This is a genomic window from Gordonia otitidis (assembly GCF_020735545.1).
GTDB classification, from domain to species: domain Bacteria; phylum Actinomycetota; class Actinomycetes; order Mycobacteriales; family Mycobacteriaceae; genus Gordonia; species Gordonia otitidis.
On the sequence record NZ_CP085974.1, the window covers coordinates 4,450,457 to 4,465,098 of the forward strand.

Sequence of the window (14,642 nt, forward strand, 5' to 3'; positions counted from 1 at the left end):
GGTCACTGTGCGAGGTGTCGGGTTGCGGTCGGTCGGCCCGGGAGAAGTCCGGCGGTGGTGTGGTCGCGATAGTGGCGGAGGAGTAGCAGGCTGCATGCGACGAGAAGCGAAGGGACCACCGAGAAGGCGAACGCGATGGCGGTCAGCGCCGAGTCCGGTTGCGCGACTGTCGCATCACCGCTCGACGACACGAATCCGCCGAATGCCAGGATCACCAGGAACACCCCGGGCCCCAGGGCAAGGCCGACGGTCTCGCAGGCGGTCCACACGCCCGACATCGCTCCTCCCCGATCGTGGCCCGTCGAACGTCTGTCGGTGTCGATGATGTCCGGCAGCATCGCCAGCGGGAAAGCCTGCATCCCCGCATATCCGATGCCGGCGACGGCCACGGATACGAGCATCCACCATCCCGGGGCCCAAACCGCGATCGACAACGATGCGGTCGCGGTGACGAACAACGCCGACGCCAGCACCAATCCGGTTACCTTTCCGAATCGGCGGCCTAGTCGGTACCAGAGCGGCATCACGATCAGTGCCGGTCCGACAAGCGCGACGAACATGTACGTCAGCGCCGACGCATCGCCGAGCAGATACGTCGCGACGTACTGTGCGCCGCCGAGCATCACCGCGCTCGCGAGTGCCTGCACGACGAAGAGCGCGACGAGGAGTCTGAAGTCGGGTACCTCGCTCAACGCGGTCAGCCCGTCACGCAGTCGGGCATGGCGGGGTTGCTGGGTCGAGATGTCCGTGGCCCCGCTACGCGGCGCGGCGCCGAACGTCGCGATGACCATCCCGGCGCAGAGGACAAGTGCCGCAACGACAGCCATCACCGCGTAGCCCAGATGACCACCGCCCACGGCGTCGCGGACCGCGGGTCCGCCCGCACCGACCAGGAGTATCGCGAAAGCCAGTACTGCAATCCGGGTGGTGATGAGGCGCGTTCGTTGGTGGTAATCGTGGGTGATCTCGGCGGGCAGTGCTATGTAGGGCACCTGGAAAAAGCCGTAGGCGATAGCGGCAAGTGTGAAGAACACGAACACCCACACCGCTGCGAGGGCAGGTGACGCGCCCGATGGCACGAGGAACATGAGGATGAACAACGGAACAAGGGCTAGAGCGCCGAACAACATGAACGCTCGTCGACTTCCGGTACGTATCGCGCGGGCGTCCGAGCGGGCTCCGATGAGCGGATTGACCACCACGTCGATGATCTTCGGAGCGACCACGACAACCGAGGCGACCGTCGCCGCGACGGACAGGGTATCGGTCAGGTAGTACGCGAGTACCAGTCCCGGGAGCGTGCCGAATCCGCCGGTACCGACACTGCCTGCCGCATACGACAGCAGCGTTCGCCGACCGATCGTGTCGGGGTCGGGTGCTGTGTTCGATCGGTCACCCACGGTAGGCCTCGACTCGTTCCCACATACGGGTATAGGCCTCGGCCGCAGCGAACAGATCGCCGACGACGCGCGGTCCGTCGACGGGTCCTGCCTGGATGCGCAGACTCTCGATCCAATCAGGGAGCAGACCGTAGTGGGCGGTGCCGTCGACATTCACGTCGAACACCCGCTGTCCGGAGACCTGCCTGCTGATCGCGGTGACCCCATCGGCGCCGCGGAACGGATACCGCACCGGATTGCGTGCCGCCGACGGTCGAGGGTGTGCCTGCGCACCGAGTCCGCCCATGTCCGGACCGAAGCCGACGCCGAAAAAGTGGTCGGGGCCGCGTTGCGCGCGGAGAACCCGCCACGCCGACAGGAAATCGGGCGGCAGATCGCCGTGGCGTCCCTTTTCGCGAGGCCTGGCCTCGGCAGGCGTCGCGAAGAGTCCGACGATCCCGCCCGCGTCGAGAATACGTCGGTAATTGTGCGGGTCGGTCCAGGTGTGTGACGAGATCACTCCCGGATAGTGGCGCCCGGCGGCGATGTCGAGGACGGCTTCGGCAGATTTCGCGCTGAAGTGGTCGACGTCGACGGCCATGCGGTGTGCGATGAGACCGTTGACGGCGTACGCGCCGAGATCGGTCAGGCCGCGGACGTTGCAGCGCTGCCCACCCGGGTAACCGAGCACCGGATTGTCCTTCTCCGCGGTGCGGCACTTCTCGACCTGCCAGGTGTGGCCGGTGGAGATCTGCTCGCCGGTGTTGACCGCGGCGCCGGTGACGCCCTGATCGAAACGTGTTCCGCCGAGCGCGTTGTCGAACTTGTGGGTGAGGATCACCTGACGGATCCCCATGGACCTCAGTTCGTCGAGACCGCGGTCGATGTCGGTACGCGAGCAGAGTGAGCGTCCGGAGACCTCCCGACATCCGAATGGCTCGGAGATCTCGATACCGAGTGTGACCGCGACCTTGCCGTCGGCGATGACGCGCCTCGCATCAGCCGCCGACGACACGATCCGGAGAAAACCCTTTCCAGGGCCGCCGTTCTGGGCGTCGACGTAGTCGACGAGTTGGTGGAGCAGCTTGTGTTGGATACGTACCGATTCCATCTCGTCGCACGGCTGATCGCCGCGCCAGTACTTCTCGCAGAGGACGCGGTTCTGCACGTAGTAGTTCTGGATCATGCGTAAACCTGACCGCCATGACCGCTCGATCCAGCGGTAGTAGGTCTGCTCGTGGGTCAGTGAGTCCCACCTCGGCCACTGCGACAGCGTCGGCCAGCCGTCGGTTGCGTGGGGGCCGGGACGGGACAGCACCTGTTCGGACACCGCCGGAATGCCCTCGGGGTCGTGGTCGGGACAGTCGCGCAGTGCGACGGTCACCCCAAGCGGGTCGAACGGCTTGCCGCAGTGCAGCTCTCCGCCGAGAAACTGCTCGGAGAGCAGGTGTGCATGGGAATCGACGAAACCGCGGAGGTTGCCCTGCGGATCGGTGCCGCGCATGACGGGCCCGGTCACGTCGATCTCGGGTTCGGGAAACGCCCGGCATCCTGTCGCGGGAGTGAGGCGGACGTTGTGCGCGCCGCCGCTGTCCGAGACCGCGGGTCTCAACGTGAAGTCACGCCCGCTGCCGGTGACGTTCCATTGGGCGCGGGGAGTCGCGCCAGCTACGAGTGTCGGAGCGCCGGCCGCGGACGCGGTGAGCAGTCGGCCGTCCCGCCCGGAGAACAGGTAGCTGCCCAGACCTGCGGCCTTGGCCGTGAACGGAGCCGACCGGCCGCCCACCTGAGTCCCCGTTGGATCAGTGATCTGTACGCAGGTGTTGGCGAGGGCGTAGACGTCCTCGGTTGCCGCGCCGGCAGCTGCCGGGAACAGCAGGGTCGCGGTGCCGATCGCGAGAGCGCAGGCGAGCAGAATCGACCTCGGGGCGACGCGTACTCGTGGTCGCGACCCGGCCGTCGCACATCTGGTCATTCCCGGCACCGTAACGGAGCTGACGCGTCGACGCCGACTTTTCGACGCCCATGAGCCAAAGTCCGGCGCGGTCACCGCCGCTCATCGGTCCGGCGTCGTGTGCGGCGGGAGATCGATGACGCGTAGACCCGCGTGAGCGGGTATCACTGTCACGAGAGAACGAGCACGATCGGAGAGACGATGCCACGCGAGGGTCAACGGTTGGAGAAGATGAGGTTCCTCACCATCGGACGCTTCGATGAAGCCGATCCGAGGGCAGGCCATCTCGAGACGCTACGGACCATCGAGACGGCAGAGGAACTCGGATTCGACAGCGTCTGGCTGCGCGACCGGCACCTGCAGTTCGGAATCTCGTCGCCCGTCGCGATGCTCGCCGCAGCGTCGATGCGCACGAGTCGGATCGAACTCGGCACCGCGGTGATCCCGCTCGGACTCGAGAACCCTTTTCGTCTCGCCGAAGACCTCGCGACCGTCGATCTCCTTTCCGGTGGCCGCGTCAATCCCGGCGTGTCCGTGGGCACTCCGATGCGTTACGACGATTTCAAGACCGCTCTCTATCCGGATACCCACGAGCTCGAGGACTTCTCCAAGAACCGCGTCCTGCGACTGTTGTCCCATCTGCGCGGCGAGCCGGTCAGTTCGTTCGAGGGCACTGTCGGTATCGAGACGTTCTCACGCAAGGTCCAGCCACAGTCGCCAGGACTGGCCGATCGCGTTTGGTACGGCGGCGGTCTCGAATCGGCGAAATGGGCTGCGCGCAATGGCCTCAACTACCTCACCTCCTCGGTCGTCACCACCGAGGGCACGACGTCGCGCGACTTCGCGACGATCCAGGGCGAACACATCGACGCCTACCGGGCGAACCTCGCCGACCCGGCATCGGCGCGGGTGTCACAGGGTCTCGTCGTCATTCCGACGGACTCGGCGACGCCTGAGCAGGTACGCAAGTACGAGGCCTACGCGGCGGCCCGCTTCGAGCGCACGCTCACTCCGCAGGGTCCGCGCGGGATGTTGTTCTCGCCCGACTACGTCGGTAGCTCGGCACAACTCGCCGAGACGTTGTTCTCGCACGCCGGATTCCAGCGTGCCACCGAGGTTGCCTTCGCGTTGCCGTTCACGTTCGACGCGGAGGATTACGAGCAGATCATCACCGACATGGCACAGCACCTCGGCCCTGCGCTCGGGTGGTCACCGCGCTGAGCGCGAGATGGCTACCGCGCTGAGCGCACGGCGTCGACGTTGCCTGCCGAACCGACGAACCCGACGATCTCGTCCGTCAGGGCCAGGCACGCCAGGCCGTGCTCGCGGGGTCGGCCGCCGAGGTCGATGCCGCCGACCACCTGGACTGTGGACGGATAGAGCCCCGGCCGGAGCAGGTGACCTGCGCCGTCGTAGCGGATGTGTTTGTCCGATGCCGTCTGGCGGCGGGCGAGGAGGGTGTCGGCCATCTGCTCAGACGGCCAGAGGTGGTCGTCTGACCCGCTGACACACAGGATCGGGCACGGGATGTTCTCCGCGGAGATGATCACTCCGGTTGCGGTCTTGCTGCGTCCCAGCGCGTCGAGACCGGCACTGTAGGCGGGCGCCAGTCTCAGCAGCGTCGGCTCGTGCCGGGCGATGTCGCGGGAGAGATGCCAGGCATTGCTGACCAATTGCGGCATGAGGGTTCCGCTGGGTAGCGGTGCGTACTGGCACGGATGCCCGCGGTGGGTCCACGACGAGGTGTCGGGTATCTCGCCGCCGGCGCCGATGGCCTGCCAGGTCACCGAGCTGGGACTCACCAGGATCAATGCGCTGACCGGAAGGTCTGGCTCGCGTGCGAGAGTAGCCGCCACGCCCTCGGAGCTGCGTGAAATAGCAAGTGCGACAACCGTGTTCGATTCAACTTCCGCTCGTGCCGCCAGCCACGAGATCGCGGTGGCGAAACGCTCGAGCGGGATGTTCGCGACGGGGACTGCTTCGGGGTCGGCGTCGAGCCAGTTGTATGCGAGGGCGACCAAGCCGCGCGACGCCAGCGCCGAGATGGCGGCGCGCTGTGAGTCGTAGCCGCCCTCGGATCCGCCGAAACAGACGACTGCCTGACGAGCGCGCCCGCCTACCGGTAGCGCGAGGAGGCCGGGACGTCCGTCGACGTCGACCTCGGTCACGTGCACGCCGGGGGCCGTCGACGAGCGTAGCCGGGTGACCGCCGTCCGGTGCTGTTCGCCGCTCACTTCGATACGCACCTGCCACGGTTCTACCGGTGGTACGAACAGGTCGGCGCGATCGGGTTCACCTGTGAATGCCATGCCGCAGAGGATGTCGTCGACGGATTGTCCGGTGCCTGCCAGCCTGCCCTGCCAACGCCAGAGTCGTCCGTAGAGATCCTGACCGGAGACGGTGACGCCGAGCGTGGCGATCCCCGGTGCGTCGACGCCGATGGAGAAGGGTTCGTCGTGGCGACTGGTCGACGGCGCGTGGACGACGACACGTGGATCCAGCTCGTCTGGGGGTGCTGTCGGCTGGGCGACCGGCTCGCCGGGGCGAGCGGAAGCCTGGCGCTTGTCGATTGCATCGGTGTGGGAGGAGAACCATGCCGGAAACACCCCGGAGACGGTCCCGGCGACGCCCATGATCGTGAACGGGATCACCCAGTAGCAGATGATCGACAACGTCGATGCGCCGTCGTGGATGGTCGCGTCACCCTGCACGAGAGGTGGGATCAGTGACACAACGGTCATGATCGCGAAGACGGCTATCCACATCCAGGTCATGGCGGCGGTGATCACGCGGAACCCGTCGCTGCGCGCGACGTCGTCGGTGACCGTCGCGCGTGCATATTCGCGGACGAAAGGCCGTCGGATCAGCATGCCGACGAGAACGATGAGGAAGATCGCAGCGTTTCCGAGCGGCTGCAGCCAGCGCTCCAGAAAGGAATCGCTGACGGTGAAGGCGAGGACGCTGAAGGCTGCGAACGCCACCACCGCCCCGATCTCCAGGGTGTGCCAGGGCTGTCGGCGGAGTCGCTGAACGAGAACGGCCAGGACTGCGAGACAAAGTGCGACGATCACGGCGACCCGAAACGATGCGTTGCCGACGAGTATCCAGTAGATGATCCAGGGGGAGAAGCCGATCAGGAATCCCATGGGGCTCGATTCTCGCTAGTGGGCGACGGTCGTGACATGACCCCCACCGTGGGATTTTACGGCCGGTGTCGGAAGCGCGGGTCGAAAACGCGTCCCCTGTGGGCCGTCGCGGACATCCGCGACACGCATCTCCTCCACACGAATCGCTGTCGGCGCCCTTCGGTAGGGTGCTCCGAGTGACTTCGAGTGCATCCGAGACTGTTTCCGGAATCAAGTCGGTCAACGCGCGATTGGCCGAAGAGCTCCAGGTCGGCGAGCATCAGGTGGCCGCGACGGTCCGGCTCCTCGACGAGGGATCGACGGTCCCGTTCATCGCCCGCTACCGCAAGGAGGTGACCGGCTCGCTCGACGACGCGCAACTGCGCCAACTCGACGAACGACTGCGTTACCTACGTGAACTCGACGAACGACGAGCCGCGGTGCTCGCCTCCATCGAGGAGCAGGGCAAGCTGACCGACGAACTGCGGCACGCTCTGCTGGCCGCCGACACGAAGTCGCGAGTCGAGGACATCTACCTGCCGTACAAGCCGAAGCGTCGGACGAAGGCGCAGATAGCGCGCGAAGCCGGCCTCGAACCGCTGGCCGACCGACTGCTCGAAGATCCGTCGCTCGACCCGACTGTCGTCGCTGCCGAGTACGTCTCCGACACGGTGACCGATGCCGCCGCAGCACTCGAGGGCGCGCGCCACATTGTCATCGAGCGGGTCAGCGAAGACGCGCAGTTGGTCGGTGAGGTGCGCGAGACCTTCTGGCGCCAGGGGTCGTGCAGCAGCGCTCCACGCTCGGAGGAGATCGCGAAAAGTGCGGCGGGTCAGAAGTTCCGCGACTACTTCGAGTTCTCCGAGCCGCTGGAGGAGATGCCGTCGCACCGAGTCCTCGCCGTGCTCCGCGGCGAGAAGGAAGGCGTCCTCGCCGTTGACTTCACCGGCGGTGACGACGAGGGCTATCAGGCGATGGTCGCGGCGAGTCTCGGCGTCGACCTGTCCGGGAACGGGCCGGCGTCGAACTGGCTGGCCACCACCGTGCGCTGGGCGTGGCGGACGAAACTCATGATCAGCACCGCTGTCGACGCGCGGGTGCGTCTGCGTCAGCGCGCAGAGGACGACGCCGTCGCGGTGTTCGCGAAGAACCTCAAGGACCTTCTCCTCGCTGCCCCCGCGGGCAACCGGACCACTCTCGGCCTCGATCCGGGCTTCCGGACCGGCGTGAAGGTGGCTGTGGTCGACGGCACGGGCAAAGTGCTCGACACGTGCGCGATCTACCCGCACCAACCGCAGAAGCAGTGGGACGCCGCAAAAGCGACGTTGGCCGCACTCGTTGCACGGCACGGCGTCGAACTGATCGCGATCGGCAACGGGACCGCGTCGCGGGAGACGGATTCGCTTGCCGCCGAACTGCTCTCGGACATCAAGGCGTCCGGAGCGCAGCCGCCGGTCAAGGCGACGGTGAGTGAAGCCGGCGCGTCGGTGTACTCGGCGTCGGAGTACGCGTCCGACGAACTTCCCGACCTCGACGTCTCACTGCGCGGGGCTGTGTCGATCGCGCGTCGGCTGCAGGATCCACTCGCTGAACTGGTGAAGATCGACGCCAAGTCGATCGGCGTCGGCCAGTATCAGCACGACGTCACGCCCGGCACGCTCGCGCGCAGCCTCGACGCGGTGGTGGAGGACGCGGTGAACGCTGTCGGCGTCGACCTGAACACAGCGTCGGTACCCCTGCTCGCCCGCGTCTCGGGGGTGACACCCGGGTTGGCCGAGGCGATCGTCGGCCATCGGGATGCCGCCGGTCGCTTCCGCAGTCGAGGCGCGCTTCTCGACGTTCCGCGCTTGGGCCCCAAGGCATTCGAGCAGTGCGCAGGATTCTTGCGGATCACCGACGGCGACGATCCGCTCGATGCCTCCGGTGTGCACCCCGAGGCGTATCCGGTGGTCCGACGGATCCTCGAGCGTACCGGCCTGCAACTCGCCGAGCTGATCGGTGACGAGCGTTCACTGAAGTCGCTCAAGCCCGCGGAGTTCGCCGACGAGAGATTCGGGATCCCGACAATCACCGACATCCTCGGCGAACTCGAGAAGCCAGGACGCGACCCGCGCCCGGCGTTCAGCACCGCGACGTTTGCCGCCGGAGTCGAGAAGGTCGCCGACCTCAGACCCGGAATGGTGCTGGAGGGTGTGGTCACCAACGTCGCAGCCTTCGGCGCGTTCGTCGACGTCGGGGTGCATCAGGACGGTCTGGTCCACGTCTCAGCCATGGCGAACCGCTTCGTGTCCGACCCGCACGAGGTGGTCAAATCAGGGCAGGTGGTCAAGGTCAAGGTCGTCGAGGTCGACGTCGACCGTCAGCGCATCGGCTTGAGTCTGCGGCTCGACGATGAGGTCCGGACCCCCGGCGCCGACCGCGGTGCGCGGCGCGCAGACGCGCGCAAGGGCCAGGAGTCTGGCGGGCCGGCACGTGGGCGCAACAACGCGCAGGCCGAACGGGGACGGTCGGGCGGCCAGAAGGGTAGTGCCCAGAAGAATGGTGCACAGAAGGATGGTGCCCAGAAGAATGGTGCACAGAAGGGTGGCGGTCAGACACGCGGCGGTCAGGGCAGGGGTCGTCGTGAGTCCCAACCCCTCAACGGATCGATGGCTCAGGCGCTGCGCGACGCCGGCTTCGGAAAGTGACAGCGTCCGCGGCGCGCAGTATGCGGTGGCATGAGCCGGTTGGCGGCCGATGAGGCCGAGCAGCACACCGATGCCGGTGATCACGGTGGCCGCCGTGGTCATCGTCGACCGTGCCGGGAGGTTGTTGACCGTCCGTAAGAGCGGGGCCGTCCGGTTCATGCTGCCCGGCGGTAAGCCAGAGAACGGCGAGAGTCGTCGCGAGACGGCGCTGCGTGAATCGCGCGAGGAATTGTCGGTCGAATTGTTCGACGACGACCTCGTCGAGCTCGGTGTCTTCCTTGCCGATGCGGCCAACGAGGCCGGGTACCTCGTCGAGGCCACCGTGTTCGAACATCCCCCTGTGTGCGTCGACGCGCCCGCAGCCGAGATCGCAGAACTGAGGTGGATCGACATCGACGCGCCCGCAGTTCTGTTGGCGCCCCTGCTCGCCGATCACGTGCTTCCACTGTTACGCGATCGGCGTCGACTCAGCTGAGTGCTTCGGCGGCCGCGACGGGCTCGGCCCAGCGCGGCGCGATTCCATCGCCGGAGGAGACCCCGCGGACACGCCGCATGACCCACGGATAGAGGAACGTCCGCGCCCACTCGAGGTTGTCGCGTCGACGCTCCTCGCGTGTCGGAGTAGGAGCGGGCGCGAGTGCGGGCACGTCGATCTGGTGCGGCGCGCCGATCAGATCGAGCACCTCGGCTGCCATACGCGTGTGTCCCAGCGACGACATGTGAAGTCGGTCGGTATCCCACATACGGTAGTCGTCATAGCCGCGGAGCCGCCAGAAGTCGAGGATGTGGACGCCCTGTCGATCCGCGATCTCGCGGAGCAGTTCGTTGTAGATGGCACACCGCCCGCGGGTGAGCCGGAACACCGGGGCCCATCCCGCGTCGTATGCGGTGAACACCACCACCCGGGCGCCGGTCGCCCGCAGACGGGCGATGGCCTGTTCGTAGCGACCCATCATCGCGTCGAGGTCGAGTGAGCCGCGCATGAGATCGTTGCCGCCCGCGTAGATGGTGATCAGATCCGGTGAGAGGGCCACCGCACGGTCGATCTGTTCGTCAAGTACCTGATCGAGCAGTCGGCCTCGGATCGCGAGATTCGCATAGCGCAGTGAGGGATTGCCGAGCGCGAGCTGCTCTGCGACACGATCGGCCCATCCACGCAGCCCGTTCGGGCGGGTGCGATCCGGGTCGCCGACCCCCTCTGTGAACGAATCACCAAGTGCCACATATGTGTTCCATGACACAGTGATCGACCTCCTGACTTTGTCTCGTCACCCCGACGAGGCTACGACCTCCGCTGAGCCGCTGTCACATCGCGTCGGGGCCTAGGGTTTCTCGCATGCCGATATTGAACAAAGACATGACGTTGTGTATCTCGCTTGCCGCGCGGCCCTCGAACATCGGCACGCGGTTCCACAACTATCTCTACGACGAACTCGGCCTGAACTTCATCTACAAGGCGTTCACCACGACCGACATCGACGGCGCGATCGGTGGAGTACGAGCACTGGGTATCCGCGGGTGCTCGGTGTCGATGCCGTTCAAGGAGGCGGTGATCCCGCTCGTCGACCACATGGAACCGTCCGCGAAAGCGATCGAGTCGGTGAACACGATCGTCAACGATGACGGGCGGCTGACGGCGTCGAACACCGACTACGAGGCGGTCGCCACACTCATCACCGACGTCGACCCGGGGCTGCCGGTCGTGGTGCGCGGCTCGGGCGGTATGGCCAAAGCCGTGGTCGCCGCGTTTCGTGGGGCAGGCTTCGACGACCTCATCGTGTGGGCACGTAACGCGGAGGCCGGACGGTCCCTGGCGAGCCGCTACGACTACCGCAGCATCGACACGGCGCCCGTCCCGGGCGCATCGGTACTGGTCAATGTCACGCCGCTGGGAATGCGTGGTGCCGATGAGATGGTGCAGTCGTTCGACGACGACGCGATCGACGCAGCTGAGATCGTATTCGACGTGGTCGCCTTGCCGGAACGGACGCCGTTGGTCGTCGCGGCAGAGTCTGCTGGAAAGCGACTCATCACCGGTGCTCAGGTCATCGCGCTGCAGGCGGCGGCGCAATTCGAGAAGTACACCGGCAGGGTCGTGACCGTCGACCAAGTCGCGCGGGCGTCGGAGTTCTCCCGCTCCGAGACGTGATCGTGACCGTCTACGGCGGTCTACGGTGATGCGCATAGTTCACACTGGCCTCTTAAGTCACATCTATCACAGATGTCACACGCGGGGTTGCCCTGCTGACCGAGAGGACCGTCACCCATGCTCCGACACCGATCAGCCGCTCGCAGACTGCTCGTCGCCGGGATGGTCGCGGTCTCGACGAGTGCTCTGCTCGTTTCGGGTGGGGGACACGCGGCAGCAGCGCCGTGTGCCAATGCCGGCAACGGCTCACTGCCGGATCTCGGGAGCGCGTCGGGGTCGCTGGGCGGTACCGGTTCGCTGGGCACGGGATCGCTGGGCACCGGATCGGCAGGTTCGTCGGGTTCATCGGGAGCGCGGCCGGGCCTGGGAACCCAGGGCCCGCTACCCGTCTACCTCACTCCACGCGCCCGCACAGTCGCGTGGGTGACCGGTCCGCGCAGCATGAACCGCACCTTCAGCCGATACTCGATCAGCGGCACCGACTTGGGCATCTCGTGGGACAACGGGTCCGGACAGACGCTGATGGCATTCGGCGACACCTTCGGTGATTGCAATGCGCCAGGCCAACAGTGGCGACACAACACCCTGCTGCGGACGCGTGACGCCACACTCGGCGACGGCGTGAGCGTTCCACCCGGTGTGCCGGGCGACGTCGGGTCCGGCAGTCCCGTCGACGCCGGGCGCCCGACGTATGCCCGCGAGCTGATCCCCGCACTGGGATTCAGTCCGGTCGAGGTGACGACCATCCCGACCGCGGCGATCTCGTTGCCGTGGGGCTCGGGTCATCGGCAGTTCATGAACTTCATGTCGGTACGTTCCTGGGGCTCGGCAGGGCATTGGGTGACCAACTATTCGGGTATCGCCTACTCCGACGACAACGGTCAGACGTGGACGACGCCCCAGAGCACCTTCCTCGTGAATTCTCCTGTGTCGGTGGCACTTCCGTTTGGCTTGCCACCTGCTGACCCCAACAACGGCAAGTTCCAGCAGAACGCCTACGTTCGTGGCCACGGTGCGCAGAGCGACTACGTGTACCAATTCGGCACTCCCAACGGACGATTCGGCGCAGGTTTTCTCGCCCGATTCGCTCCGCGCGACATCCTCGATCGCGGGAAGTACCAGTACTGGGCGGGTCGCGAGCTGGGGTGGGTGGACGACATCACTCGCGTGCCCGACGACGGATCGGCGATCGTGGTGCCGGCGCCCGTTACCGAACTGTCCGTGGCGTGGAGTCCCTACCTGAACAAATACATGATGCTCGACGGGGACAACGGGATCCGCATCCGTACCGCAGACCGGCCGGAGGGCCCCTGGAGTGCGCCGACCTACCTCGTGGAGAAGGGGGCCGTCGTCCTCTACGGTCCGATGATCCAACCGCGGTCGCCTGCGGTCGTCGGGTCGTCGCCCGAACTGTTCTTCAACGCCTCACGGTGGAGCGACTACAACGTGATGCTGATCCGCGCCGATCTGAGCCGGATTCCGCACTGACTCGCGAAGGCGGACCAGCGCCCGGCGGGTCAGTCGAACAGGCGGCGGAACACGTTGGTCTCGGCGAGATCCATCAGTTCGTCGCCGCGCCCGGAGAGCACAGTTCGGATCGCATACAGGGTGAACCCCTTCGCCTGGGCCGCCGAGACCGTCGGTGGGATCGACAACTCCTGACGTGCGGTGACGACGTCGAGCAGCGCGGGTCCGTCGTGCGCGAGGAACTCACGTACGGCGGAGTCGAGGTCGCCGGGATTCTCGACGCGGTCGCCCTTGATCCCGATCGCACGCGCCACCGCGGCGAAGTCGGGGTTCTCGAGGTCGGTGCCGAAGTTCACGAAACCCGCCGCCTTCATCTCCAACTCGACGAAGTTGAGCGACGAGTTGTTGAACACGACGATCTTCACCGGAAGCGCGTTCTGTGTCAGCGTCAGCAGTTCGCCGAGCAGCATCGCCAGACCGCCGTCACCTGCCATGGCGATCACCTGTCGCCCGGGGAACGACGCCTGGGCGCCGACACCTTGCGACAGGGCGTTGGCCATCGAGCCGTGGGTGAACGAGCCGATCAGTCGACGTGACCCGTTCATCTGCAGGTAGCGCGCAGCCCACACGACCGGTGAGCCGACATCGGGGATGAACACGGCGTCGTCGGTCGCGTGATCGGAGAGCAACTTGGCCAGGTACTGCGGATGGATCGGCGTCTTGCCGTCGTCGACGGCGAGATCGTTGAGCGATGCCCGCGCTTTGAGATAGTGCTCGCGCGATGAACGCAGATGATCCGAGCTGCGGTTGCGGTCGAGTAGCGGCAGCAGGGCGGGAATCGTGTCGGCGACAGAGCCCACCAGCCCGAGATCGACCGGCGTTCGACGCCCTATCTGTTCACCTCGGATGTCGAGCTGGACGATCTTTGCCTTGGACGGGAAGAACTGTTGGTAGGGAAAGTCGGTGCCCAGCATCAGGAGCGTGTCGCACTTCTCGATGGCGCGGTAGCCGGAGCTGAATCCGAGCAAACCCGTCATACCGACGTCGTACGGGTTGTCGTACTCGAGGAATTCCTTGCCGCGTAGCGCGTGCACGATGGGCGCCTGTAGTGCACCCGCGAGTTCGACGACGGCGTCGTGGGCTCCCGCAACGCCGGCGCCGCCGAGAATGGTGACCTTCTCCGCGATGTTGAGCACCTCGGCGAGGTCACGGATCTGCGCGTCGGTGGGTCGCACGATCTTCTCGATGGCCTTGATGGCACCTCCGGCCCGACGCTCATGTGCCTTTGCCAGAAAGATCTCGCCGGGAATGACCAGCACCGCGACCCCGCGTCGTTCGACAGCCGTGCGGATCGCGATGTCGAGCAGCCGGGGGAGTTGTTCCGCGTTGCTCACGAGTTCGCAGAAATCGCTGCACTCGACGAAGAGTTGTTCGGGGTGTGTCTCCTGGAAATAGCCGCTCCCGATCTCCGCTTCGGGGATGTGAGCGGCGATCGCGAGCACGGGCACACGACTGCGCTGTGCGTCGAAAAGGCCGTTGATCAAGTGGAGATTGCCCGGTCCGCAACTGCCGACACAGACCGCGAGTTCTCCGGTGAGTGTCGCCTCCGCCGACGCGGCGAAGGCTGCGCCCTCTTCGTGGCGGGCGTGCACCCACTCGATGCGCCCGTCTCGGCGCAGCGCATCGGTGAAGCCGTTGAGCGAGTCGCCGGGTATGCCGTACACCCGGTGCACCCCTGACTGGTCGAGCGTTTCGATGATGTTGTCGGCGACGGTTCGAGCCACGGTGCACACTCCTTGGTCGGCACGCGCGTCCAACCTCACGCGCGTGGTACGGCGATGCGGGCGGCGCCGCCGCACGGAACAATTCTGCAGTGTGCTC

At 66.2% G+C, this 14,642-nt stretch carries 10 protein-coding genes; 5 read left to right on the forward strand and 5 right to left on the reverse strand.

Annotated elements, in window-relative coordinates; translation table 11 throughout:
* Nucleotides 1-2: 2 nt before the first annotated feature.
* Both LK459_RS20360 and LK459_RS20365 read right to left on the reverse strand, forming a co-directional pair.
* Nucleotides 3-1,400 carry an MFS transporter gene (locus tag LK459_RS20360; protein ID WP_227920350.1) on the reverse strand — a complete coding sequence of 466 codons (1,398 nt, stop codon included), beginning with the start codon at nucleotides 1,398-1,400 and terminating at the stop codon, nucleotides 3-5.
* A complete protein-coding gene (locus LK459_RS20365; protein WP_227920352.1) occupies nucleotides 1,393-3,354 on the reverse strand; it encodes an amidohydrolase family protein in 1,962 nt (653 codons plus the stop codon). Before LK459_RS20365 ends, LK459_RS20360 begins: the two co-directional genes overlap by 8 nt.
* A 180-nt stretch (nucleotides 3,355-3,534) precedes the next feature.
* On the opposite strand from LK459_RS20365, the gene LK459_RS20370 reads away from it, so the two are divergent.
* The gene (locus LK459_RS20370; RefSeq protein ID WP_227920354.1) at nucleotides 3,535-4,554 is read left to right on the forward strand and encodes an LLM class flavin-dependent oxidoreductase; all 1,020 of its coding nucleotides are present in this window, start codon (nucleotides 3,535-3,537) and stop codon (nucleotides 4,552-4,554) included.
* 11 nt (nucleotides 4,555-4,565) lie between these two features.
* Here LK459_RS20370 and LK459_RS20375 read toward each other — a convergent pair whose 3' ends face one another.
* Nucleotides 4,566-6,479, reverse strand: coding sequence for an acyl-CoA thioester hydrolase/BAAT C-terminal domain-containing protein (locus LK459_RS20375; protein ID WP_227920355.1), 1,914 nt, complete (start codon nucleotides 6,477-6,479; stop codon nucleotides 4,566-4,568).
* A 176-nt stretch (nucleotides 6,480-6,655) separates the two neighbouring features.
* Here LK459_RS20375 and LK459_RS20380 point away from each other — a divergent pair, with 176 nt between their 5' ends.
* Both LK459_RS20380 and LK459_RS20385 read left to right on the forward strand, forming a co-directional pair.
* Nucleotides 6,656-9,145, forward strand: coding sequence for a Tex family protein (locus LK459_RS20380; protein ID WP_227920358.1), 2,490 nt, complete (start codon nucleotides 6,656-6,658; stop codon nucleotides 9,143-9,145).
* A gap of 70 nt (nucleotides 9,146-9,215) precedes the next feature.
* Entirely contained in the window at nucleotides 9,216-9,620 is a 405-nt protein-coding gene (locus LK459_RS20385) for an NUDIX hydrolase (RefSeq protein WP_227920359.1), read from the forward strand.
* Here the strand turns inward: LK459_RS20385 and LK459_RS20390 are convergent.
* The gene (locus LK459_RS20390; protein ID WP_227920363.1) at nucleotides 9,613-10,386 is read right to left on the reverse strand and encodes an SGNH/GDSL hydrolase family protein; all 774 of its coding nucleotides are present in this window, start codon (nucleotides 10,384-10,386) and stop codon (nucleotides 9,613-9,615) included. The genes LK459_RS20385 and LK459_RS20390 overlap by 8 nt on opposite strands.
* A 95-nt stretch (nucleotides 10,387-10,481) precedes the next feature.
* Here LK459_RS20390 and LK459_RS20395 point away from each other — a divergent pair, with 95 nt between their 5' ends.
* Nucleotides 10,482-11,294: a shikimate 5-dehydrogenase gene (locus tag LK459_RS20395; RefSeq protein WP_227920365.1), complete on the forward strand. Its 813-nt coding sequence runs from the start codon at nucleotides 10,482-10,484 to the stop codon at nucleotides 11,292-11,294.
* Nucleotides 11,295-11,411: 117 nt separating this feature from the next.
* On the forward strand, nucleotides 11,412-12,782 hold the full coding sequence (locus tag LK459_RS20400) for a DUF4185 domain-containing protein (RefSeq protein ID WP_227920366.1): 1,371 nt from the start codon (nucleotides 11,412-11,414) through the stop codon (nucleotides 12,780-12,782).
* A gap of 29 nt (nucleotides 12,783-12,811) precedes the next feature.
* On the opposite strand, the gene poxB is transcribed toward LK459_RS20400, so the two are convergent.
* Complete coding sequence (poxB, locus tag LK459_RS20405) at nucleotides 12,812-14,545, reverse strand: ubiquinone-dependent pyruvate dehydrogenase (protein WP_227920368.1); 1,734 nt, start codon at nucleotides 14,543-14,545, stop codon at nucleotides 12,812-12,814.
* Between the last annotated feature and the right edge of the window lie 97 nt (nucleotides 14,546-14,642).